The following is a 22,274-nucleotide window of genomic DNA, read 5'->3' as shown; positions in this document are numbered from 1 at the left end:
TATTAGAGATTGTCAAGCGCTTTGCGATGGTGCTCTTTAAGTTTTTTAAACTCTGTAGGAGTAAATCCGGTTATATTGCGGAATTGGGAAGAAAGATGCTGAACGCTTTTGTAGCCAAGCTTTCCTGCGATTTCGGTAAGATTGAATTCATTGTACAAAAGAAGTTCCTTTACCTTTTCAATTTTCTGAAGAATGAAGAACTGCTCTAATGTGATATTTTCGTTTTGTGAAAATGTTTTTGAAAGAGCGCTGTAATCCTTGTGAAGTTTCGAACTTAAAAATTCTGAAAGCAGAAAATCTTCTGAGATATCAAGATCGCTTATTTTTACAATAATCAGGTTTTTGATTTTTTCTACGGTCTGATGTGCAGAATCCATGATCCTTTCAAAACCTGTATCGAGCAATTCCTTTTCTATCATCTGCATTTTTTCAGGTGAAATTTCATTCTCTGTTTCTACTTCACCTAATAAGATATTGCTTATCCTTACATCTGCATTACGGAAAATATTTTCTACTGCCGCAATACATCTGTTGCAGACCATATTCTTTATGAATATTTTCATAAGCTTTTGTTTAACCTGTCTTTTACGAATTCAATCTGGGTTTTACCGTGAGGAGCGGGATTGCCTTCCGCATCAAGGTTAACCATAACAATTCTTTCTACAGTAATAATCGTCTGATGAGTCATTTTGTTTCTTACATCACATCTTAAAGTAATGGAAGAAGAACCGAAATGAGTAGCTTCAATTCCTATTTCTATAATATCTCCCTGTTTGGCGGAGCTCACGAAGTTGATTTCAGAGATAAATTTGGTTACTACTTTTGTGTTTTCCAATTGGATGATAGCATACAATGCCGCCTCTTCGTCAATCCATTGAAGAAGTCTTCCTCCGAAAAGTGAATGGTTGGGATTTAAATCTTCGGGCTTCACCCATTTTCTGGTATGGTAGTTCATATCTTTTAATAATTTGAAGTACAAATTTAGTGTTAAAAGATGATCTTTTCAAAAGAATAGTATTTATTGAACTGAAAAGAATTATTCATGTTCTCAATCATTTTCTTTTGGAGCGCATGGCTTTTGTTTTTGCTATGGAAGGGTCATTAAGCAATGTTTGATATTCTTCACTCTCCACAGGAATCAGGGCAACTTTTCCTTCGGAATTGTGATGAAACCCGAATCCGTATTTTTTTGCAAGAGGAGAGCAGCGAAGGCAGGGCTGGCCTTTGGAAAAGAATTTTTCTCTTTCACTTTGTTTTTCGCTTTCTGATAGATCATTTTTAATTGCATAACATTCAAAAATAAGATCATCGGACGAGTATTGATAAGGATGTTTTATAAGCTTCTCATATTGAAGGTTGGCGAGTGTCTTTGTTTTCTTTTCCGGAGGAATCTGTGCCTGGGAAACCGGACAGTCTTCAGCAATTTCAATAAGAGTATCTGTGTAATTGGTGGTATGCTGTTTCATATGTTGATGATTTGATGTTTTTTCGAATTTAAAATGAAAATAAGTGCGTCAATACAAATGCAGGATTAAGTTGGATAAAGGTTGTTTTTTACGTCAAATGTTAAATAAATTAACTAAATGATAATACAGTATTTAATTATTTGATTTTCAATTATTTAAATTGTTTTTATGTCCGTTTTAACAGTTTGTACTCAACATAATGTGAGAAATATGTAAAAAAAGCTTTGATTTGAAATTTTTAATTGTATCTTGCATACGTTTATATTTGGAATCAATATTTGTTCATTAATTTATGTTGTTTTTCTTTTATATACCAAATTTTTATTAATTTTTTAATTTATTTAAAATGAACATTTTTGTTTCAAACATCAATTACGCAACTAAAGAGTATGAGTTGCACGATCTATTCGCAGAATTTGGAGATGTATCATCAGCTAAAATCGTTACAGACAGAGAAACTGGTCGTTCCAGAGGTTTCGGTTTCGTAGAGATGGGTGATGAAGAAGGAAAGCAAGCTATTGAAGCTCTTAACCAAAAAGAATTCAACGGAAAAACTCTAAACGTATCTGAAGCTAAACCAAGAGAAGAAAAACCAAGAAGAAGCTTCGATAACAACAGAGGTGGAGGTTATGGTAACAACAACAATAGAGGCGGAGGCTATGGTAACAACCGTGGCGGAGGCGGAAATCGTTGGTAAAAATATGAAGCGGCTTTTAAGCCGCTTTTTTTATGGAAATTTAATTTCCAGTAAATCATTTAATTATAATTTTGGGGTGAAATGTTGTGGTATTTTGGCATACTTTTAGAGAATAATCAACGAAACAAAAAAAAATTATAATGAAAAAAAATTTATTAGCATTAATGATGGTGTTTGGCGGGTTATTGATCAACGCGCAAAGCATTTATGCAGGTCAGACCATAAGACAGGACAGAAAGTACTGGGCTGATAACAATGAATATTACCTGATCTTTCAAAATGATGGAAACCTGGTTTTTTATAACAAATCCGGTGTTCCTGCATGGGAAGCAAAGACAACCAACAGAGGAGTAAGAGCAATTTTCCAGGAAGATGGTAATCTGGTAGTGTATACACGTGGAAATGGTGTTGCCTTCAGTTCAAATACAGATGGCAAAGGAGCTAACAAGTTATCTGTTCAGGATGACGGTAATCTTGTGATCTATAACGGATCCAATCCTCTATGGGCATCTAAAGGTGGTATCAGAAACAATAATGGCTGGGGAAATCGTGACCGTTACGGAAGCAACGATTATGTTTCACCAGGCTACAGATTCCGCAAGGATGTAAAACTGTATTCTTCAGACGGTCGTTATTATCTTGTATTTCAGGATGATGGTAACCTTGTTCTAGCCAATAGAAATGGAAGTGCTATCTGGGCTACAGCAACTGATAACAGAGGAAGCAAAGCTGAATTCCAGGGTGACGGAAACCTGGTAGTATATGATTCTTACAACAGAGCAGTGTGGAGTTCAAACACAGAAAACAGAGGCGCTGTAAAACTTACAGTACAAAATGACGGAAATCTTGTGATCTACGGAAGGAACTCTCCGCTTTGGAGTTCCGGAACGAACAGATAAATAATACAAAATCAGATAAATAAAAGAGACTATCCAGAAGGTAGTCTCTTTTCTATTGTAATGCTTATTTTAATTTTATAAGAATGTAAACGTTTTCGTAATAAATATCGGCAGTGTCATCTTCAGAGTATTTTTCCTTTGTAATCTCATTGAAAATAAGTTTAACGTGATACTTGCTTAAGTCAGATTCCATCGCAATTTCAGGAAGTTTTACGTTTCCTGTTTTGTTTTTATTTTCCTCAAATAGTTTAATGATCTGTGGTCCGAAATCTATTTCTTCCTGATCATTTAAACTGAGTTTCAATGAGGATTTTTCTGTCAGTTGGTCCGTAAGCTCAAACTGGTCATTATTCAGTTGTTGTGGATCTCTGCTATAACGGTGGAAAGAAATTAAATATTGATAATTCCCGATTTCTACAGCCTGTTCTTTACGAATAAGAACGAGTTTGTTCATTTCATACGCCCTGTTTTTTACAGTGACATTCACATCTGAAAATTTATTCTGAATGCTGTAAAAGGAACCTTTTTTAATATTCTCCGATAATTCAGCCTGATCTTTTTCATTCAGTAAACCCGATAGGAATGCCCCTTGTTTTCTTTCAGCCAGAAATTCAAATTTATTGGCAATTTCAGTACGGATCGTATCTGTAACTTTTTTCTGGAAATTAATCTTGCCGGCACTGATCAGCTGATGCTGGTTTAAGATATTCATTAATTCCGTTTTCTGACTTCTTTTAGCCACGCTAAAAGCATTAAGGTAAGGGAAAATCAATGCAAAAACGCCAAATAAAAATAAGCTGACAGGAATGAATTTTATGGTGGCTTTTTTGTTGAAAATAAAGTAGACAACTATGCTTGACAGCCATAAAGCAAGCAGGAGAACAAAGTACCTTGGTTCTGTATAGCCATATTCTAAAATTCTGGTGAAAATTGCAGTGAAAAGCAGAGCAATCAAAGGTAGTATTGTATAATAGAATACTTTTGAGAATATCCTGACCCAGGATTTTGCGTTTTCTTGTTTCAGAGGATGTACAAGAAGTAATGCAAGGATACCCACAATGCTGTACGCTAAAACAAGATAAGAAACCCAGCCTCTCGGAAGCTGCCAGTTGATGACTATTTTAACAGAATAGAAATAAAGGATCGTTACATAGATCAGGAGTAAAGGAATTAAAATAAACTGAGTGAAAAACTTCAGAACAACGGGATAGGTACCATCTTTTTCAAGGTTGTTTAAGCCTTTATCATTAAATAAAAGGAAAATAAAACTGCTCCCGAAAATAGCGAGAACAAAGAAAGTATCTCTGTAAATTCTGTCATGAAAGTTAAAATCAAAAAGTTTATCAATGGCCAGAATTGCCAATTCAACGCCACCAGTCAAAACTCCTGTAAATACGGCAGTAAGAAAGATATTGATAAAAAGATTTTTGTTGTACTGCCAGAACCTGAGCTCTCTGTCTCTCTCCAGAAACGGAATAAATGATACGAGTAAATGGGAAAGAAGAGCGGTAACAGCAATAAGATAAGCATGCACTTCTGTAAAACTTTCCTTTCTGTCAGGGAGAATACAATAAAAACCGATGAGAAAGATAACGCCGGATACGTGCAGTAATAATTCTTTTCCGATTCTTTGTGACAGCATTTTTAATGCAAACATCAGGGAAATTCCCAAACAGGCACAAATGGTAAATTTGATATAAGAAGTGATTTCAAAGCGATCTGTTTCCGCAATACATATGGCACCGGCAGAAGCTAATAAAGCCATTACCAAAACCATCGGATATCGGAAAATGGCTTCATTGGCCCGGCTTAAAGTTTCCTGGAATTTTGTTTTCATGATTTGGTGTTTTTTAATTTAAATTAATCTTTTTTCTTTTTCTTCTTTTTGTCCTTGTCCTTGTCTTTTTCCTTTCCTTTGGTTTTCTTTTCTTTTTTGGGATTCAGGATTTCTTCAGCTACTTCGAACTTAGGTTCTTCAATTTTTGCCGGCTTTATTTCGATTTTAAGATCAAAATAACCTTTCATGTCTTCCTGGGAAATTAATTTTTCACTTAATAAAAGCTCCAGAATTTCCTTTCCTGAATGATTAAAAAAGTTATATGAAAGCTCTTTTAACAGGAATTTTTTATACTCTTCTAAAGGAACAAGCACGCTGTATTTGAAGATTCTTCCTTCTTTTACAGTAGACAGATAGCCTTTTTCAACTAATATTTTCAAATAAGTGGAAACCGTATTCTGGTGTGGTTTCGGTTCCGGATGCTGCTCCATAACGTCCTTCAGATAGAAAGATTCCATTTTCCAAAACAGCTTCATAAAGTTTTCTTCTGCGGCAGTAAGATGATTTATTTTCATAGAGTATTCTAATGTTGAAATTGAATATTGCAATAAAGATAGATAAAAGATACCAGAAAAGCTATTCCAGCCCCCATAAATACTTCTTTTACGGTATGTCTTTTTAAAATGATACGGGTAATTCCGACCAAAACAGCAATTCCCAGCCATACCAGACCCATTTTCCAGTCAAGTGAGAAAAATAATGCTGCTACAAATACATTGAATGCTGTATGCATCGAGCTTTTTATAAAAAGATTGCTGATCTGCAGGGCGAAAAGCAGTACCAGAATAAACAGCATGACAAGATCAATATATCCGTTTCTGATATAATTAAAAAGAAGATAAACAATGACACAAACTGCAATAAATATATACAGGCTTTTCCTTTGAACACGGTTGGAGACATCCATATTGGTGTATCTTCCCGTTTTTACATTCCATACCAGCCATACAACAACCGGAATAATGATCATTAATAATACAGGCAGAAAATACAGCATAGAATCCTTAAGAGAATATTCCCTGATGCTCATGTAGGTAAAGAAAATGATCAGAGAGACCAAAGGATTAAAAAAATCAGAAATGACTTTTGAAATTTTGTGTAATAATGAAGACTGCTTTTCTTCCATAATCAAGTTTAAAAACCAAATATACTATTATAACCTCAAAAAACAAGGGGAAGAAGCCGTCTGAAGTTGATGGATAAATTGAGAAAATAATTCATTATTAATAGGTTTTGATGCGATAACCTTTTTTTACTTTTTTAGATTAATATTAAATTTTGCAGGAAATGTTTTATTTTTAATTGATCAGTTTAATCATCACTATCATGAAGCACCTATTCACATTCGTATTGGTTATCTTAGGATTTTTTACTTTCGGACAAAAGGTTTCCACGGAAAATATTTCTTCGCCGCCGCCTGTACATCAATTAAGAATTTATGAAATTCCCAAAGAGAACAAGCAGGTTTTTCTGGACCGCTTCAGAGATCATGCTCTGAGAATAATGAAAAAATATGGATTTACCATTGTGTCGATCTGGGAATCGGAATTTAAAGATAAAACAGAATTTGTTTATCTGCTTGAATGGAAAGATGAAGCCACTATGAAAACGGCCTGGGAAGGATTTATGGCAGATCAGGAATGGAAGGAAATTAAAGCAAGAACAGCCAGCCAATATGGCAATTTTGTTAATGAAATTGAAGACAGAACGCTCAAACTTACCGGTTTTTCTCCGGAAAAAAAGCTGTTGAAATAACCAAAAGGTATATTAACAATAATTAAAGGGGAAGGAAATGGAGAGTGAAGCATAATCATTTTTTTGTATTTCTATCTTGACTGTAATCTCGGAAAAGCCACATTAACAGGCTGATTGCTTATCTGTCATGATGAGAAAATGATTAATAAAAGGTTGCTTTATGAGTGCTTCAAGGGCTCGAAAATTAAGAATAATCCGTTCGGCCTGCAAATAGATTTTACAGAAAAATCGAAAAGTTATCTATGTATAGAATAAAAACAAAGTTTTTTTCATAATTTTGCTCAACTATTTCATCATAAAAAAGCAAGAGCTAACACATGAAAGAATTTTCTAAAGAGGTATACCTGAAGTGGTATGAAGATATGACAATGTGGAGAAGGTTTGAAGACAAATGCCGTTCTCTTTACCTAAAACAAAAGATCAGAGGATTTTTACATTTGTATAACGGTCAGGAAGCTATCCCTGCCGGGTTTACACATGCAATGGATCTGACAAAGGACAGTATGATTACTGCTTACAGATGTCACATTCATCCAATGGCGATGGGCGTGGATCCTAAAAGAATCATGGCAGAACTTTGTGGTAAAGCTACAGGGACATCCGGAGGTATGGGTGGATCTATGCACATTTTCAGTAAAGAACACCGTTTTTACGGAGGACATGGTATCGTTGGAGGACAAATTCCTTTAGGTGCAGGTATTGCTTTTGCTGATAAATATTTCGACAGAAAAGCTGTAAACATCTGTTTCTTTGGAGATGGTGCTGCAAGACAAGGTTCTTTACACGAAACTTTCAATATGGCAATGAACTGGAAACTTCCGGTAGTATTTGTTGTGGAAAACAACCAATATGCAATGGGAACTTCTGTAAAAAGAACAGCCAACCACGAAGATATCTATAAATTAGGATTAGGTTACGAAATGCCTTGCCTTGCTGTAGATGCAATGGATCCTGAGAAAGTAGCAGAAGCTGCTTACGAAGCTATTGAAAGAGCAAGAAGAGGAGACGGACCTACATTTATTGAAGCAAGAACTTACCGTTACAGAGGACACTCAATGTCTGATGCTGAGCCATACAGATCTAAAGAAGAAGTAGCTCTTCATAAAAATGATGACCCGATCGAATTGATAAAACATAGAATTTTAGAAAACGGATGGGCTACAGAAACAGAATTGGAAGCTATCGATAACAAATCCAGAGACTTTGTTGAAGAGTGTATCGAATTTATGGAAAACTCTCCGTACCCTGATGCAGAAAAAATCTATGAGTATGTATATGCTCAGGAAGACTATCCATTCCTAGACAAATTAGAAAACTAAAAAATAAAAATTTATTTGAAATTTGAAGTTTGAAATTTCTGAAATCTCAAATCTCAAATCTCGAATCTCAAATCAATATAGATTATGGCAGAAGTAATTACGATGCCCCGCCTGTCCGACACAATGACGGAAGGTAAGGTGGCCAAATGGCATAAAAAAGTAGGAGATAAAGTAAAAGAAGGAGATATTTTAGCTGAAATTGAAACTGATAAAGCAGTTCAGGATTTCGAATCTGAAATAGAAGGGACTCTTTTATACGTAGGTGTAGAAGAAGGATCTGCTGCTGCTGTAGACTCTGTTTTAGCTATTATCGGGAATGAAGGAGAAGATATTTCAGGATTGACAGGTGGGGCTGCTGCTCCCGCTGCTGCAACTGAAGAAAAAAAATTAGAAGAACAGCCTAAAGCAGAAACTACTGCGCCTGCTGCTGCAGAAGTTCCGGCAGGAGTTGAAATTATTACAATGCCAAGACTTTCTGATACAATGACAGAAGGTAAGGTGGCTAAATGGCACAAAAATGTAGGTGATACAGTAAAAGAAGGAGATCTTCTTGCTGAGATAGAAACAGATAAAGCGGTACAGGATTTCGAATCTGAATTCAATGGAGTACTATTGAAGCAAGGTGTAGAAGAAGGAGGTGCTGCTCCGGTTGATTCCGTATTGGCAATCATTGGTCCTGCAGGAACAGATGTTTCCGCTGTAGGTGCTCCAAAAGCTGCGGGTCAGTCAGCTGAAAAACCAGCTGAACAAAAAGCAGAAACTAAAACAGAAGAAAAAGCTGCTCCGGCTGCTAATACTTCATCTTCTGACAGAGTGGCAATCTCTCCATTGGCTAAGAAAATGGCTCAGGATAAAGGAGTTGATATCAACAGTGTTCAGGGATCTGGTGAAAACGGAAGAATCGTTAAAAAAGATATTGAAAACTATCAGCCAGCTGCAAAACCAGCCGCTTCAGCTCCTGGAGCAAGCGCTGCTCCTGTTGCAGTAAGCTTTGTACAGGGTGAAGATACAGAAACTCCAAACTCTCAGGTAAGAAATATTATTGCAAAACGTCTTTCTGAAAGTAAATTCACTGCCCCTCACTACTATCTGATGGTGGAGATCAATATGGATAAGGCAATTGAAGCAAGAAAAGAAATCAATTCTTTACCGGATACCAAGATCTCTTTCAATGATATGATCATTAAAGCCACTGCAATTGCTTTAAGAAAACACCCTCAGGTAAATTCAAGCTGGGCTGGTGATAAGATCATCCACAGAGGAAATATCAATATTGGAGTAGCAGTGGCTATTCCGGACGGATTGGTAGTTCCTGTATTGAAAAATACAGATCAGATGACGTATACCCAGATTTCCGCAGCTGTAAAAGATATGGCGTCAAGAGCTAAGAGCAAAGGTCTTAAGGCTAACGAAATGGAAGGATCTACATTCTCTATTTCCAACTTAGGAATGTTCGGAATTGAAACATTTACAAGTATCATCAACCAGCCAAACTCTGCTATCCTTTCAGTAGGAGCAATTATCGAGAAGCCTATCGTTAAAGATGGTCAGATCGTAGTTGGAAACACCATGAAACTTTCATTGGCTTGTGACCACAGAGTGGTAGACGGTGCTACGGGTGCTCAGTTCTTACAAACTTTAAGAACCTATTTAGAAAGTCCATTAACATTGTTACTGTAATTTTCTGAATTGAAAATATTGAAACCTCCCAAATCGGGAGGTTTTTTTGTTTTTTTGGGTTAATGGAAATGATGATGAAACCTATAAGGTTTCAAAAACCTTATAGGTATAGAAAAAGCTTCTGGTACAAATATTTTTATAAAAAATAAGACTGTAATAATTTAAAAAATTAATAGAAAAGAACTGTATAAGTAGATTGCCGGAATCTAAACATTCAAAAAGTAAAATAAAATACAAACCGCTTTAAAAAGCGGTTTTTTATTTGCAGGCAATTCACTATTTTTGAATCATGATTAAAGCAAGAAATATCCATAAATCTTATGGGAATTTAGAGGTACTGAAAGGAGTTGATATTCATATCAAAACAGGAGAAGTGGTTTCTATTGTAGGAGAATCAGGAGCAGGTAAATCTACACTGCTGCAGATTTTAGGAACACTGGATCATCCCACCCAGTCCGGTAAATATGATACTGAAATTGAAATAGCAGGAGAATCATTCATCAATATGAATGATAAGCAGCTTTCAAAATTCAGAAATCAGAATATCGGTTTCGTATTTCAGTTTCATCAGCTTCTTCCGGAATTTACCGCGCTGGAAAACGTCTTACTTCCGACAAAAATAGCAGGAGCCAACGAAAGAGAAGCTATCGAAAAGGCTTATGCTTTATTTGAAGATCTGAAGATAGAGCAAAGACTGAATCATAAACCCAACCAGCTTTCTGGTGGAGAAGCGCAAAGGGTAGCGGTGGCAAGGGCTTTAATCAATTCACCGAAAATCATTTTTGCGGATGAGCCTACAGGTAACCTGGATTCCAAGAATGCGGATGATCTTCACAGATTGTTTTTCGATCTGAGAGACAAATACAACCAGACTTTTGTTATTGTAACCCATAACCCTAATCTTGCAGAAATTACAGACCGTAAGCTTGTTATGAAAGACGGAATGATCATAGAGTAGCAGTATAAAAACCGGATGATGAAACACTTTATTTTTCTTTTTTTAATAGTAATTTCCTGTTCAAAAGCTGAATCCCAGCAGTTGAACCCGTTGGGTATTCCTCAGGCAAGGATTTCGGAGATTAAAAATTATATTAAAGGAAAAGAGTACAATCAGGAACTGGCTGTTTTTATCAACTTTAAAATCCCTTCAGGAAAGTATCGCTATTTTATTTACAACCTGAAAAACAATACAATCGTACAGCAGGCTGTTGTCTCTCATGGCTCAGGTTCGGTTATTCCAAAGTCAGATGCTTTGAAATTCAGTAATATTGAAGGATCTTATCAGTCATCCCTTGGAAAATATGCTATTGGAGAAAGCTATGTAGGAAAATTTGGTAAAGCGTATCGGCTCGCAGGTCTGGATTCTACCAACAGTAATGCTATGCAGAGAGCAATTGTTCTTCATTCTTACGGATGCATTCCGGATAGAGAATCCCGGAATCCTGCATGTTTAAGTTTAGGCTGTCCTATGCTTTCGGTAAATGCTTTCAAAGAAACGGCAAAATACATTGATCAGTCGAAGAAGCCGATCATTTTATATGCATTCTATTAACTTATAATTCCTTTTCCATGGCTATAAAATTTCTTGCAGAAGATGACAGACCCAGAGAAAAGTTTTTGCAGAAAGGCAAGAGCTCACTTTCTGATTCTGAGCTGTTGGCGATTATTATGGGAAGTGGAAACAGGGATGAGAATGCTGTAGAGCTTGCAAGAAAAATTCTAAATTCTGTTAATAACAACTGGCATCAGCTAAGTTTACTATCCGTTAAAGACCTGATGAAATTCAAGGGAATTGGTGCTACAAAGGCTATTTCAATCATTACGGCCTTAGAGATCGGAAAGAGGAGAGCTGTTCAGGAAATTCCTGAAAAAACAATGATTGGAAATAGTCACGATGCCTATGTCATTCTCAGAAACCAGCTCTCTGACCTGAGAACAGAAGAATTCTGGGCGATTTTCCTTAACAACAGCAATAAAGTGATTCATGTATCTCAACTCACACAAGGTGGGATCAGCCAGTCTATTGTAGATGTAAGAACTCTTTATAAGGCAGCACTGGATTATTTTTCAACAGGCATTATCATTGCCCACAATCACCCTTCCGGAAGCTTAAAACCAAGCCGGGAAGATATCAACATCACACAAAAAATAAAAGAAGCAGGAAATACATTAAGTATTCAGCTTTTAGACCATATTATTGTCACGCAGGATGCTTATTTTAGTTTCTCGGACGCAGGATTATTATGATTAGAAGATTAAAATACCGTGAAATTGACTTTGTAAAATATGCTCAATGTTTAGAAAATTCTGAACAGAAAAAATATTCTGCTACAAAGCATTTTTTAGATACTACTTCTACAATGCCCTGGGAAATTCTTGTTTATAAAGATTACGAAGCAGTAATGCCTGTTCCTTTCGTAAGAAAATACGGGATGAAAATCGTGCACAACCCTAAGCTTTGTCAGCAGCTGGGTGTTTTTTCCGTTAAAGATGATGTGGATCTTAATGAGGCTTTTCTGGAATATCTGGAAAAAAACTATATGATCAGGGCATATCCTTTCAATGATGTTAATCAGCTTCGTACAAAGATCAGAATCAAGAAGAATTTTTTACTGTATCCTGATGCTTATGAGAAAGTATATTCGAGATATTCACCCAAAAGAAAAAGAAAACTTCGGTTAGATGAAGCGGTTTTAAAAGAATCAGAAATTAAAACAATCCCTTACGATAAAGCTAAAGCTTTTATTGAAGCGAATACCATAGGGTTGAGCAAAGAAAATGATCTCGGAGAATTCATGAGGATCTTTGAAAGTTTTCATCATCTTGGTTACCTCAAATTTACGGCATTTTACTATCAGCATAAGATTATCAATATAATTGCTACCTATACGGACTGTGATATGGTAGCGCTTTTAGGAAATTTTAATGATAAAGACTATGTCAGATTATCAGGAGCATCCGTATTGATTGATCATGTCATTAAAGAGAACATTGCAACTCATATATTTGATTTTGAAGGAGGAGAACTCCCCAATATTGAGGAATTTTTCCGTGGATTCCGGCCGGAATTAAGGCCTTACGGAATTATTGAGAATTCAAAAAAAAACCTTTTCAAAAAGTTAGGATATCTTATATTGAGAGGAAAGTCTTTTTTATGATGAAAAGCATTGTTTAGATTGGTTCTAATTAAGTAATATTCCGTAACTTTATAAAATCCTTAGTAAAACAGTTATGTTACAACAGATTCGTCAGTACAAATTATCATACATGCTTTATAACTTGTTTAAAAAGAATAAATTAAAGCATAATATTCCATTATATAAAAAATACGGAATCAATAAGAACTATTTTTCAAGTATTTCTAGCAAGGATTTTGCCCACCTTCCAGCCAGCGAAAGGACACTGGATTATACAAAATTGAAGGAAACCCCTTTTTTTAAGAAGCTTTCTGAAGAAAATAAAGAAAGTGCTCTTCAGTATGATGAGAATGGGTATATGATTCTGAGAAATTTCCTTAGTCCGGAAACAGCAGATCAAATCAATACTGAAATTGATAAATTGATGAAGGATGGGACTTTGAAATTTATTTACGGAGGAAAGCTGATGTTTGCAATCCATCACTCAGAAATCATTAAAAATATTGGAAGTGATAAAGAACTGTTAGAATTTTTATCTGTTTTACTGGATGGAAAATCCAAACTTTTCCAAAGTATCAACTTCATCAACGGCAGCCAGCAGAAAACCCATTCTGACAGTATTCACATGACCACTTACCCGTTGGGAGGACTGCTTGGAGTATGGATTGCCCTGGAAGATGTAGACGAAAGTAACGGAGCGCTTCATTATATTCCTGAAAGTCATAAGCTTCCTTATTTCCTGAATTCCGATTATGATAATGAAGGCACAGCCCTGAAAATAGGAAAGAAAAGCTACAGGGCCTATGAAACCTTTCTGGAAGATAAAGTAAAAGAATTAGGCTTACAGAAAGAAATTTTTAAAGCCAAAAAAGGAGATCTACTGATCTGGCATGCCAATATTCTTCATGGCGGAGAACCTCACACAGATAAGAACAGAACGAGGAAAAGTCTTGTTTACCATTTCTTTGATGAAAACAGTGTCTGCTATCATGAAGTAACACAAAGACCCGCCCTGTTTGAACTTTAGGGCACTTCTTCATAAAAACTTTCTTTAGGCATTTTAAATGATAGTTTTTTTACATTTGTATTCTTAATATCAGTGTATGGGAAAAAAGAAGAATATTCTTGTTTTTATATTTTCATTATATGTATGCGTTATGTCATACTATCTGTATACCCACCATTACTACAATACTGATATGGAAGCCTATATGGGACTCATCTATAAAACGCAATATCCTGAAATGAAAATTGAAGAAATTCATCAGAAGGTATATGACGAACTGAGAGAAAAAAGTCCTGATTTCGCGGGACTTGGTCCTGTTAATCCAATGGCTGAGGAAGTAGCCAAAGGGGAGAGTACTTACTATAAAATCATCTCGCAAAATCCCAAAGCCTACGAAGAAGAGCTGCAGCTTTTTGTGGTGAAACCTTTTTATAATTTTATAAGCTGGTCATTATTTAATTTAGGTTTCAGTGCTTCTGCTTCCATCTCCCTGATTTCAGTTATCTCTTATGCATTAATTCTGGTTCTGATTTTTAGCTTTTTGATAAAAATTCTGAGAAATTATCCTCTTGCCTTCATCCTTACTGTCTTGATTTCATTGTTCAAGCCTTTGCCGGAATCTGCCCGGCATGTTTCAGCAGATTCCTTATCATGCTTGCTGCTTCTTTTGAGCTTTTATGTGTTTTTAGTGAGAAAAAATTTCTTTTTCGCAAGCATATTGGCTATGCTGTGTGTGCTTACGAGGCCGGAATATTTTATATTCTATTCATTCCTGTACGCCCTTATTTATTTTTATAGAAATAGCTTTCAGATTAAAACAGGTTTATTACTGGTATCATACGGATATATATTTCTTTCCTTCTTTTTAATACAGGCTTTTAATCAGGTTTCGTGGTCTGTACTCTTTATGAATCAGTTTACCAAAGTTCAGATTTATCCTGTGTCACAGCCTGATCCGTTTTCCTTTGAAGATTATATTCACTTTTTTAAAAGTAATGTAATGTTGGAGTTCAATTCTTCCTACTTTCCAATCTTATTGATTTTTATTGTAATCATTTTAGCCAATTGCTTCTCGTTTTACAATAAAAAGAACCAGGCTCAGCTCTTGTTTTTTGCTGCTATTTACACAACTGTCATGCTGAGATTTTTGGTTTTTCCGTCTCTGGTAAACAGGATGATGCTTGGCTTTTATCTTATAATTATACTTGCTTTGGTCTATATACAAATTTCTAAAGTGGATATCTTTAAAAACTCTTTAGAAGACGGAAAATAATTAGTAATTTTGCAGTCTAAAATTATGACGAGTCTATCAGGATATTTACCCTATGCATTTGCATTGATTATTGCAATTCCTTTTCTGGTTTTGCTCAGACAATTTGTACACTCATATATTACTCTTAAGAACCAGGAAATCAAATTACTTAGTGTGAAATCCAATTCAGAGAACAAAGCACATTCTTATGAAAGAATGACCTTGTTTCTGGACAGAATGAAGCCTTCCAACCTTATACAGAGGTTCGATAGGGGACTGGCCGTTCATGAGTTTATTTTCCTGACTGAGAAGGCGATCAATGAAGAATTTGAATACAACTCTTCACAGCAGTTATACATTACAAAAAACTCCTGGAAGAATATCGTAGACTCAAAAAATGCAATTATAGAACTGCTTCATAAAACTTATGACGGGTTGAAAGGAGAGGTTCAGCTGGATGAATTCAAAACGATTTTCATCATGAACTATATGGAAGGCAATGACTATATTGCTGAAACCATTGAAGATTTAAGAAAAGAAATTTTAATAATAACTTAAAAATTAACAGATAAATAATGATTCCAAATTTTAAAGCACATCCATGGCACGGAATTTCTGCAGGAGAAGATGCGCCAAATGTTGTAAACGTATTTGTGGAAATTGTTCCTTCAGATACTATTAAATATGAAGTAGATAAAGAAACAGGATATTTAAAGGTAGACAGGCCGCAGAAATTCTCTAACATTATTCCTGCTTTATATGGTTTTGTTCCTAGAACTTACTGCCACAATGAAGTAATGAAACTTGCTATAGAGGCTGGAGCTGATGATGTAACGATGGGAGATCATGACCCGCTTGATATCTGTGTTTTAAGTTCTCACAATATCCATGCAGGAGGTTTATTGATGGAAGCTATTCCAATCGGTGGTTTCAAAATGATCGACGGTGGTGAAGCAGATGATAAAATTGTTGCTGTAATGATCAATGACCACGCTTTCGGACACTTCAGAGATATTTCTGAATTACCGGAAGCAGAAGTAAAAAGGTTAATGCACTACTTCCTTACCTATAAAAACTTACCGGATGAGCCTGCAAAATGCAGAATCCAGGAAGTTTACGGAGCTGAGCACGCAAGAAAAGTGATCAAAGCTTCTCAGGCTGATTACGCAGAAAAATTCGGAGGATAAGATTTTCTTCCCGACGCATACAAAAAAGCAGATGAAAATTCATCTGCTTTTTCTTTGTGAATATTTTATGATATCAATAAATTCAGTTTCTTTTGTATACGGAATTTCCTTCTTTTATCGTTTCAAGCACCTTAATGTTTCTGAGATTTTCAGGACTTATCGTTAAAGGATTCTGATCGAGAATAACAAAGTCAGCCATTTTACCTGCTTTAATAGAGCCTTTTTTATTTTCTTCCTGTAACTGATAGGCTCCGTTAATGGTAATCGCTTTTAAAGCTTCCATGGGAGTGATTCTTTCATTAGGTCCTAAGATCATTCCCGAACGCGTCTTTCTATTCACTGCTGCATAAACTGCGGTAATCAGATCGGGTGGTGTAACCGGAGCGTCATGATGAATGGTAAACGTAACTCCTGCTTTTAATGCTGAGTTGGCCGGACTTATAAAAGCAGCTCTTTCAGGACCGAAAACACTTGAATAATGCCAGTCTCCCCATAAATACGCATGAGTAGAAAAGTAAGAAGGAATTACCCCTAATTCTTTTATTTTTTGAATGTGATCCGGGCGGCTGTTTTGTACGTGAATTAAGGTTGCCCGCAATTCCGGATGGTAAATGTTTTCATCTTTTAACCTTTTAATAACACGTATAGCCTGATCAATGGCGGCATCCCCATTCACATGAAGTTGTGCGGTTATATGATTCTGGAAAAGTGTTTTAAGGTCGTTATATAACGTTTCATCCGTAAAGATGGGAAATCCTTTGTAATCTGTAGACTGGCCTTCAGGCGGAATTAAATAAGGCAGTGTCAGCCAGGCCGTTTTTCCCTGTGGAGAACCATCATCAGAAAATTTGAACCCGGCCAGTTTCAGGCGATTTTCATATTTCATATACTTTGGCTTGAAACGGCTGAAATCTTTTTTGAAATACTCATAATCAGGAAAGTAAACGACATCGGCTTTAAAAAGATGTTGAGACGCTGCACTTTCTAACAGCGCAACACTTTCTCCCATAGTTCTCCCGTCACAAATAGTAGTCTGTCCATAGCTGAGCCATTCATCCTGGGCTTTCATCAGATTTTCCATGGCGTGTGCCTGAGTATCTTTGCCCTTATTCATTTTTTCCGTTAAGGTCAATAAAGCTGTGAAACTCGCATTCTCTTCTAATTTTCCATTCAGTTTTCCTGTTTTTTTATCCATGCCAATGTGTCCTCCTTCAGGATCTTTTGATGCTTCTGTTATTCCCAGCAATTGCAGCATGGCGCTGTTTGCCACGCTGGCATGGCCCGAAGCATGAATAACAATAATAGGATTGGTTTTGCTGATGGCATCAAGTTCTGTTTTTGTAGGATGACGGTGTTCTGCCATAATCGCATCATCATACCCATTTCCGATAATGGGCTGCTGACCGTTAATTTTATTGTTTTTGATATAGTTTTTAATTGTATTCTGCAAATCTTTGATTGAATTCACCGTGCCATAGGGTTCGGGAGAAAGATCTACAGCATCCATAATTCCTGCTCTTGAAGTAAGATGCCCATGAACATCTATAAAACCGGGAAGAAGGGTTTTTCCATTTAAATTAATCATTTTGGTGGCCGGTTCTGAAAAACGTTCTGCCTCTGATTTTGTTCCGGCAAAAAGTATTTTCCCGTCTTTAACTGCTACTGCTTCAACTTGCAGAAGAGAATCCTCCATGGTTATAATAGGACCTCCGAAATAGAGAATTTCAGCTTTTTCTTTAGGTATCTTATTGTGGCAACTGCTTATGCTTACAGATAAAAAAAGAGTATATAAAATCCTTTTCATAAATAATTAATTCAAATTGTGGTGAGAAACAAATTTACAAAATAATAGATTATTATTAGTGAATTTTATTGCGTGTTTATAATTTCATTATATTTATAAGACTAATCTCAATTTTTTAATATAAAATAATAAACTATGGATCTATTTGTGTTAGTGCCAATTTTTGGTGTCATAGCTTTGCTTTATACATTTCTTCAGAGCAGCTGGGTCAATAAACAGAATGCCGGAAATGAAAAAATGAAAACAATCAGCGGCCACATTGCAGATGGTGCAATGGCTTTTCTAAAGGCTGAATACAAAATCTTAACGTACTTTGTTGTAGTCGTTGCCATTTTACTGGCAGTGATGGGATCAAGTAATGCCAATTCACACTGGAGTATAGGAATTGCCTTTGTAGTAGGTGCTATTTTTTCAGCATGTGCAGGTTTTATCGGGATGAAAATCGCTACCAAAGCTAATGTCAGAACAGCAGAAGCGGCAAGAACTTCACTGTCAAAAGCCCTTAAAGTATCTTTTACCGGAGGTTCTGTGATGGGAATGGGAGTCGCTGGCCTTGCTGTTTTAGGATTAGGTGCCTTATTTCTGATCATTAAGCAGATTTTTGCCCCTGAAGCTACCGTAGATTCCCACGAAATGGAAAGAACCATTGAAATTCTCACCGGATTTTCTTTGGGTGCTGAATCTATTGCCCTTTTTGCAAGAGTAGGAGGTGGTATTTATACAAAAGCCGCAGACGTAGGTGCTGACCTTGTAGGAAAAGTAGAAGCAGGAATTCCCGAAGACGATCCCCGAAACCCGGCTACCATTGCAGATAACGTTGGAGACAATGTAGGAGATGTTGCAGGAATGGGTGCAGACCTCTTTGGATCTTATGTTGCAACGGTTCTGGCTACTATGGTATTGGGGAGAGAAACCATTTCTGATGACGCCTTCGGAGGCTTTGCCCCGATTCTTTTACCGATGCTGATTGCAGGAACAGGAATTATATTTTCAATGATCGGAACTTTATTTGTGAAAATTAATGATAATGAAGGCTCATCCACTTCCAGTGTGCAGAATGCATTAAATCTTGGAAACTGGGGAAGTATTGTGATTACGGCTATTGCTTCCTATTTCCTGGTAACGTATATCCTTCCTGAAAAAATGGTATTAAGAGGCCATGAGTTTACTAAAATGGGCGTTTTCGGAGCGATAATGGTTGGATTGGTTGTAGGAACCTTAATGAGTATTATTACAGAATATTATACGGCTATGGGGAAAAGACCGGTTTCCAGTATTGTGAGACAGTCTTCTACAGGGCACGCAACCAATATTATAGGCGGACTTTCCGTTGGGATGGAATCTACCTTACTTCCTATTATTGTACTGGCAGGAGGAATCTATGGCTCTTATCTGTGTGCAGGCCTTTATGGTGTAGCTATTGCAGCTGCCGGAATGATGGCCACTACAGCTATGCAGCTTGCTATTGATGCTTTCGGGCCTATTGCAGATAATGCCGGAGGTATTGCAGAAATGAGCGAACTTCCCAAAGAAGTACGTGAAAAAACAGATATTCTGGATGCTGTAGGAAATACAACTGCTGCTACCGGAAAAGGATTTGCCATTGCTTCAGCTGCTTTGACTGCTTTAGCCTTATTTGCAGCATTTGTAGGAATCGCAGGAATTGATGGTATCGATATTTACAGGGCAGACGTTCTTGCCGGACTTTTTGTAGGTGGGATGATTCCGTTTATCTTCTCATCCTTGGCGATTACCGCAGTAGGACAGGCTGCCATGGCGATGGTAGAAGAAGTAAGAAGACAGTTCCGTGAAATTCCGGGAATCCTGGAAGGAAAAGCACAACCCGAATATGAAAAATGTGTTGCCATTTCTACCGATGCGTCCATCAGAAAAATGATGCTTCCTGGTGCTATAGCCATCGTTTCTCCTTTATTAATAGGATTTATTTTTGGTCCCGAAGTATTGGGAGGATTCCTGGCTGGTGCTACAGTATGTGGTGTTTTGATGGGAATGTTCCAGAACAATGCAGGCGGGGCCTGGGATAATGCCAAAAAATCATTTGAAAAAGGAGTTGACATCAATGGTCAGACCTATTATAAAGGTTCAGAACCTCATAAAGCATCTGTGACAGGTGATACGGTGGGAGATCCGTTTAAAGATACATCAGGACCATCGATGAATATTCTGATCAAATTAATGTCAATTGTTTCTCTGGTAATTGCACCTACTTTGGCTGTTTTGCATAAAGATAAAATTGAAGCCAACAGAAAAGCAAAAATTGAAAGTCTTACAGGAGTTTCCGGTATGACAACAGCTGCAAGTGGCGATACTCCGATCATTACTGCTGTTCCCGGAGAAATTAAGGGATATCTTAACGAAAACGGGGATTTTGTGTATGAAACAGGAAATATTCAGAAAATAAAACTGAATGGAGGAAAAACAATTGCCATAGGTGATGGAAGCCAGCTTTATCAACTTTATAATGTGGTGAAACAAAAAGATAAATCGGCTTTAGATCCCAATAAATGGTACACCATTGAAAACCTTTATTTTGAAACAGGTTCCAGCGATCTGAAAGTGGAATCCGCACTTCAGCTCAATACGCTGGCGGAAATTTTAAATGCTTATCCCGATCTGAAAATAAAATTGGGTGGATATACAGACAACAGTGGCAACGAGGACAGTAACCTTAAATTATCCAATCTGAGAGCGCAGACAGCCAAACTCAAACTGCTTGAGCTAGGTATTGCAGCAGACAGAATAGAAGCAGAGGGATACGGATCACAATATCCTGTATGTAAAGCCAATGATACCGATGAATGTAAAGCAAAAAACAGGAGAATTGATGTAAGAGTACTCGCTCTTTAAAATCAAAACAAAAATAGTACAAAAGCATCGCCCTGGCGGTGCTTTTTCGTGTCTATCCAAGTCATAAAAAATCCAGGGATAAAATATCCGCTATCATCTGTGAAAATCTTTGGGAAAAGCAAATGCAGAATAATCAAAGACTTCTTTTCAAATGCTCCAAAGCCTGAATAATTAATTCATCTTTTTTAGCAAAACTAAACCTGATATAATCTGAATTGTCTCTGGAATTATAAAAAGCAGAAAGTGGGAGACAGGAAACTTTTTTCTCTATCGTAAGCCATTTTGAAAACTCTACATCTGTCATGCTTTTAGAAATATTCCTGAAATTAACAACCTGAAAAACGCTTCCTTCTGCTTGTTGTTCGATCTGAAAAGGGGTTTCCTTCATCATTTCATTAAAAATATCTCTTTTCTGCTGCATGAGTTTTTTATTGATAAGCGGATCAAATACATCAAGATATTTGGCGATGGCATATTGCGCCGGAGCATTGGCACTGTAAGAAATATACTGCTGATGGCATTGAAATCTTGCTGTTAAAGCTTCTGAAGCAAGCATATAGCTCACTTTCCAGCCGGAAGTATGAAACATTTTGCCAAAAGAAAAAATACAGAAAGTCTTTTCCCTAAGTTCAGGATGAATAAAAGAACTGTAATGTTCTGTCTCATCATAACAGTATGTATCATATATTTCTTCGGAAATCAAATAAATATCACGGTCTTTGATTAGTTCATAGAGCTGATTCCAGTCTTCTTTTTTCCATATTTTTCCGGTTGGATTCTGGGGAGAGTTGACAATGACTGCTTTTGTTTTTTCCGTAATACATTTTCTGAACAGCTCCCAGTTAATCGTAAAATCATTATCAAGATCATAATAAACAGGAATTCCGCCATTCATTACAACAGCAGGTCCGTACGTATAGTAGGAAGGTTGAATAATAATAACTTCATCACCCTGGTTCAGAATTGATTTAAGAGAAGTATATAAAGCAAAGGTTGCACAGGGGATAATAGTGACTTCCTTAGCAGAAACTGAAATTGTATGGGTTCTTTGGGCATTGAAACGGATAATACTTTCAATCAGAAGAGGATTTCCGGCAAGAGGTTCATAATGATGGGTATTTTCTCCAGCAGCTTCTTTTAAAAATACCTTCAGACGTTCATCAATATCAAAATCGGGAAGTCCCAGAGAAAGATCAAAGCTTCCATGGCGGGCTGCCAGTTTTGACATTTCTGTGAAAAAGGAGTAATGAGTAAATCCGTAAATTTTATCCACCTATTTTGTATTTTAATCAAATATAATAAAATTTCAATATCAAATTATATTTAAAATCTATGTCTTGTTAGATTTGTAATGAACTGTATATTAT

Annotated in this window: 22 protein-coding genes; 14 read left to right on the top strand and 8 right to left on the bottom strand. The window is 36.5% G+C overall.

The genetic code is table 11. From position 1 onward, the window contains the following. Positions 1 to 2: 2 nt before the first annotated feature. The 3 genes from LIV57_RS03165 to LIV57_RS03155 form a co-directional block, all read right to left on the bottom strand. Positions 3 to 563, bottom strand: a complete 561-nt coding sequence (locus tag LIV57_RS03165) for a helix-turn-helix domain-containing protein (protein ID WP_227941387.1) — start codon at positions 561 to 563, stop codon at positions 3 to 5. Further along, entirely contained in the window at positions 560 to 955 is a 396-nt protein-coding gene (locus LIV57_RS03160; protein WP_137903989.1) for an acyl-CoA thioesterase, read from the bottom strand. Before LIV57_RS03160 ends, LIV57_RS03165 begins: the two co-directional genes overlap by 4 nt. A 97-nt stretch (positions 956 to 1,052) precedes the next feature. Then, complete coding sequence (locus LIV57_RS03155) at positions 1,053 to 1,466, bottom strand: DUF6157 family protein (protein WP_227941386.1); 414 nt, start codon at positions 1,464 to 1,466, stop codon at positions 1,053 to 1,055. 346 nt (positions 1,467 to 1,812) lie between these two features. Between LIV57_RS03155 and LIV57_RS03150 the strand changes: the two genes are divergently transcribed. Beyond that, complete coding sequence (locus tag LIV57_RS03150) at positions 1,813 to 2,163, top strand: RNA recognition motif domain-containing protein (protein WP_034696719.1); 351 nt, start codon at positions 1,813 to 1,815, stop codon at positions 2,161 to 2,163. A gap of 140 nt (positions 2,164 to 2,303) precedes the next feature. Continuing rightward, on the top strand, positions 2,304 to 3,062 hold the full coding sequence (locus LIV57_RS03145) for a hypothetical protein (RefSeq protein ID WP_227941385.1): 759 nt from the start codon (positions 2,304 to 2,306) through the stop codon (positions 3,060 to 3,062). A 64-nt stretch (positions 3,063 to 3,126) separates the two neighbouring features. Here LIV57_RS03145 and LIV57_RS03140 read toward each other — a convergent pair whose 3' ends face one another. Genes LIV57_RS03140 through LIV57_RS03130 form a run of 3 tightly spaced genes read right to left on the bottom strand, consistent with a single transcriptional unit; the run spans position 3,127 to position 6,025 of the window. Next, a complete protein-coding gene (locus LIV57_RS03140) occupies positions 3,127 to 4,899 on the bottom strand; it encodes a DUF4153 domain-containing protein (protein ID WP_227941384.1) in 1,773 nt (590 codons plus the stop codon). A 23-nt stretch (positions 4,900 to 4,922) separates the two neighbouring features. Continuing rightward, complete coding sequence (locus LIV57_RS03135; RefSeq protein ID WP_227941383.1) at positions 4,923 to 5,414, bottom strand: BlaI/MecI/CopY family transcriptional regulator; 492 nt, start codon at positions 5,412 to 5,414, stop codon at positions 4,923 to 4,925. Between the two features lie 8 nt (positions 5,415 to 5,422). Then, positions 5,423 to 6,025, bottom strand: coding sequence for a phosphatase PAP2 family protein (locus LIV57_RS03130; protein WP_110008686.1), 603 nt, complete (start codon positions 6,023 to 6,025; stop codon positions 5,423 to 5,425). 200 nt (positions 6,026 to 6,225) lie between these two features. On the opposite strand from LIV57_RS03130, the gene LIV57_RS03125 reads away from it, so the two are divergent. The 11 genes from LIV57_RS03125 to LIV57_RS03075 all read left to right on the top strand — a co-directional run bounded on the left by LIV57_RS03125 (position 6,226) and on the right by LIV57_RS03075 (position 16,235). After that, positions 6,226 to 6,654, top strand: coding sequence for an NIPSNAP family protein (locus tag LIV57_RS03125; RefSeq protein WP_227941382.1), 429 nt, complete (start codon positions 6,226 to 6,228; stop codon positions 6,652 to 6,654). 317 nt (positions 6,655 to 6,971) lie between these two features. After that, entirely contained in the window at positions 6,972 to 7,973 is a 1,002-nt protein-coding gene (pdhA, locus tag LIV57_RS03120) for a pyruvate dehydrogenase (acetyl-transferring) E1 component subunit alpha (protein ID WP_110008687.1), read from the top strand. An 84-nt stretch (positions 7,974 to 8,057) separates the two neighbouring features. Continuing rightward, positions 8,058 to 9,653, top strand: a complete 1,596-nt coding sequence (locus LIV57_RS03115) for a 2-oxo acid dehydrogenase subunit E2 (RefSeq protein WP_227941381.1) — start codon at positions 8,058 to 8,060, stop codon at positions 9,651 to 9,653. Positions 9,654 to 9,942: 289 nt separating this feature from the next. Further along, positions 9,943 to 10,611 carry an ABC transporter ATP-binding protein gene (locus LIV57_RS03110; RefSeq protein WP_002979895.1) on the top strand — a complete coding sequence of 223 codons (669 nt, stop codon included), beginning with the start codon at positions 9,943 to 9,945 and terminating at the stop codon, positions 10,609 to 10,611. An 18-nt stretch (positions 10,612 to 10,629) separates the two neighbouring features. Further along, complete coding sequence (locus LIV57_RS03105; protein WP_227941380.1) at positions 10,630 to 11,205, top strand: murein L,D-transpeptidase catalytic domain-containing protein; 576 nt, start codon at positions 10,630 to 10,632, stop codon at positions 11,203 to 11,205. A 17-nt stretch (positions 11,206 to 11,222) separates the two neighbouring features. Further along, entirely contained in the window at positions 11,223 to 11,900 is a 678-nt protein-coding gene (radC, locus tag LIV57_RS03100) for a RadC family protein (protein ID WP_227941379.1), read from the top strand. Continuing rightward, the gene (locus tag LIV57_RS03095; RefSeq protein WP_227941378.1) at positions 11,897 to 12,811 is read left to right on the top strand and encodes a hypothetical protein; all 915 of its coding nucleotides are present in this window, start codon (positions 11,897 to 11,899) and stop codon (positions 12,809 to 12,811) included. Before radC ends, LIV57_RS03095 begins: the two co-directional genes overlap by 4 nt. A 73-nt stretch (positions 12,812 to 12,884) precedes the next feature. After that, a complete protein-coding gene (locus tag LIV57_RS03090; protein WP_227941377.1) occupies positions 12,885 to 13,817 on the top strand; it encodes a phytanoyl-CoA dioxygenase family protein in 933 nt (310 codons plus the stop codon). A 130-nt stretch (positions 13,818 to 13,947) separates the two neighbouring features. Continuing rightward, the gene (locus LIV57_RS03085) at positions 13,948 to 15,069 is read left to right on the top strand and encodes a hypothetical protein (RefSeq protein WP_227941376.1); all 1,122 of its coding nucleotides are present in this window, start codon (positions 13,948 to 13,950) and stop codon (positions 15,067 to 15,069) included. Between the two features lie 24 nt (positions 15,070 to 15,093). Further along, entirely contained in the window at positions 15,094 to 15,606 is a 513-nt protein-coding gene (locus tag LIV57_RS03080; RefSeq protein WP_137903997.1) for a hypothetical protein, read from the top strand. Between the two features lie 17 nt (positions 15,607 to 15,623). Next, a complete protein-coding gene (locus LIV57_RS03075; RefSeq protein WP_047495607.1) occupies positions 15,624 to 16,235 on the top strand; it encodes an inorganic pyrophosphatase in 612 nt (203 codons plus the stop codon). Positions 16,236 to 16,317: 82 nt separating this feature from the next. Here LIV57_RS03075 and LIV57_RS03070 read toward each other — a convergent pair whose 3' ends face one another. Next, the gene (locus LIV57_RS03070) at positions 16,318 to 18,039 is read right to left on the bottom strand and encodes an amidohydrolase (RefSeq protein WP_227941375.1); all 1,722 of its coding nucleotides are present in this window, start codon (positions 18,037 to 18,039) and stop codon (positions 16,318 to 16,320) included. 135 nt (positions 18,040 to 18,174) lie between these two features. Between LIV57_RS03070 and LIV57_RS03065 the strand changes: the two genes are divergently transcribed. Then, positions 18,175 to 20,907 (top strand): sodium-translocating pyrophosphatase, encoded by a 2,733-nt coding sequence (locus LIV57_RS03065; protein ID WP_227941374.1) that lies wholly within the window; start codon positions 18,175 to 18,177, stop codon positions 20,905 to 20,907. 133 nt (positions 20,908 to 21,040) lie between these two features. On the opposite strand, the gene LIV57_RS03060 is transcribed toward LIV57_RS03065, so the two are convergent. Next, on the bottom strand, positions 21,041 to 22,180 hold the full coding sequence (locus LIV57_RS03060) for an aminotransferase class I/II-fold pyridoxal phosphate-dependent enzyme (RefSeq protein WP_227941373.1): 1,140 nt from the start codon (positions 22,178 to 22,180) through the stop codon (positions 21,041 to 21,043). Positions 22,181 to 22,274 lie beyond the last annotated feature (94 nt).

Source organism: Chryseobacterium sp. X308 (genome assembly GCF_020733145.1).
Taxonomy (GTDB): domain Bacteria; phylum Bacteroidota; class Bacteroidia; order Flavobacteriales; family Weeksellaceae; genus Chryseobacterium; species Chryseobacterium cupriresistens.
This window is presented reverse-complemented; position numbering and strand designations above follow the sequence as displayed.

Excerpts from the sequence above, each read along its gene's own strand:
- LIV57_RS03075 (WP_047495607.1), top strand. The coding sequence starts at position 15,624 with ATGATTCCAAATTTTAAAGCACATCCATGGCACGGAATTTCTGCAGGA.
- LIV57_RS03105 (WP_227941380.1), top strand. The coding sequence starts at position 10,630 with ATGAAACACTTTATTTTTCTTTTTTTAATAGTAATTTCCTGTTCAAAA.
- LIV57_RS03150 (WP_034696719.1), top strand. The coding sequence starts at position 1,813 with ATGAACATTTTTGTTTCAAACATCAATTACGCAACTAAAGAGTATGAG.
- LIV57_RS03095 (WP_227941378.1), top strand. The coding sequence starts at position 11,897 with ATGATTAGAAGATTAAAATACCGTGAAATTGACTTTGTAAAATATGCT.
- LIV57_RS03135 (WP_227941383.1), bottom strand. The coding sequence starts at position 5,414 with ATGAAAATAAATCATCTTACTGCCGCAGAAGAAAACTTTATGAAGCTG.
- LIV57_RS03165 (WP_227941387.1), bottom strand. The coding sequence starts at position 563 with ATGAAAATATTCATAAAGAATATGGTCTGCAACAGATGTATTGCGGCA.
- LIV57_RS03130 (WP_110008686.1), bottom strand. The coding sequence starts at position 6,025 with ATGGAAGAAAAGCAGTCTTCATTATTACACAAAATTTCAAAAGTCATT.
- LIV57_RS03125 (WP_227941382.1), top strand. The coding sequence starts at position 6,226 with ATGAAGCACCTATTCACATTCGTATTGGTTATCTTAGGATTTTTTACT.
- radC (WP_227941379.1), top strand. The coding sequence starts at position 11,223 with ATGGCTATAAAATTTCTTGCAGAAGATGACAGACCCAGAGAAAAGTTT.
- LIV57_RS03085 (WP_227941376.1), top strand. The coding sequence starts at position 13,948 with ATGTCATACTATCTGTATACCCACCATTACTACAATACTGATATGGAA.
- LIV57_RS03065 (WP_227941374.1), top strand. The coding sequence starts at position 18,175 with ATGGATCTATTTGTGTTAGTGCCAATTTTTGGTGTCATAGCTTTGCTT.
- LIV57_RS03140 (WP_227941384.1), bottom strand. The coding sequence starts at position 4,899 with ATGAAAACAAAATTCCAGGAAACTTTAAGCCGGGCCAATGAAGCCATT.
- LIV57_RS03115 (WP_227941381.1), top strand. The coding sequence starts at position 8,058 with ATGGCAGAAGTAATTACGATGCCCCGCCTGTCCGACACAATGACGGAA.
- LIV57_RS03110 (WP_002979895.1), top strand. The coding sequence starts at position 9,943 with ATGATTAAAGCAAGAAATATCCATAAATCTTATGGGAATTTAGAGGTA.
- LIV57_RS03080 (WP_137903997.1), top strand. The coding sequence starts at position 15,094 with ATGACGAGTCTATCAGGATATTTACCCTATGCATTTGCATTGATTATT.
- LIV57_RS03070 (WP_227941375.1), bottom strand. The coding sequence starts at position 18,039 with ATGAAAAGGATTTTATATACTCTTTTTTTATCTGTAAGCATAAGCAGT.
- LIV57_RS03145 (WP_227941385.1), top strand. The coding sequence starts at position 2,304 with ATGAAAAAAAATTTATTAGCATTAATGATGGTGTTTGGCGGGTTATTG.
- LIV57_RS03160 (WP_137903989.1), bottom strand. The coding sequence starts at position 955 with ATGAACTACCATACCAGAAAATGGGTGAAGCCCGAAGATTTAAATCCC.
- LIV57_RS03155 (WP_227941386.1), bottom strand. The coding sequence starts at position 1,466 with ATGAAACAGCATACCACCAATTACACAGATACTCTTATTGAAATTGCT.
- pdhA (WP_110008687.1), top strand. The coding sequence starts at position 6,972 with ATGAAAGAATTTTCTAAAGAGGTATACCTGAAGTGGTATGAAGATATG.
- LIV57_RS03090 (WP_227941377.1), top strand. The coding sequence starts at position 12,885 with ATGTTACAACAGATTCGTCAGTACAAATTATCATACATGCTTTATAAC.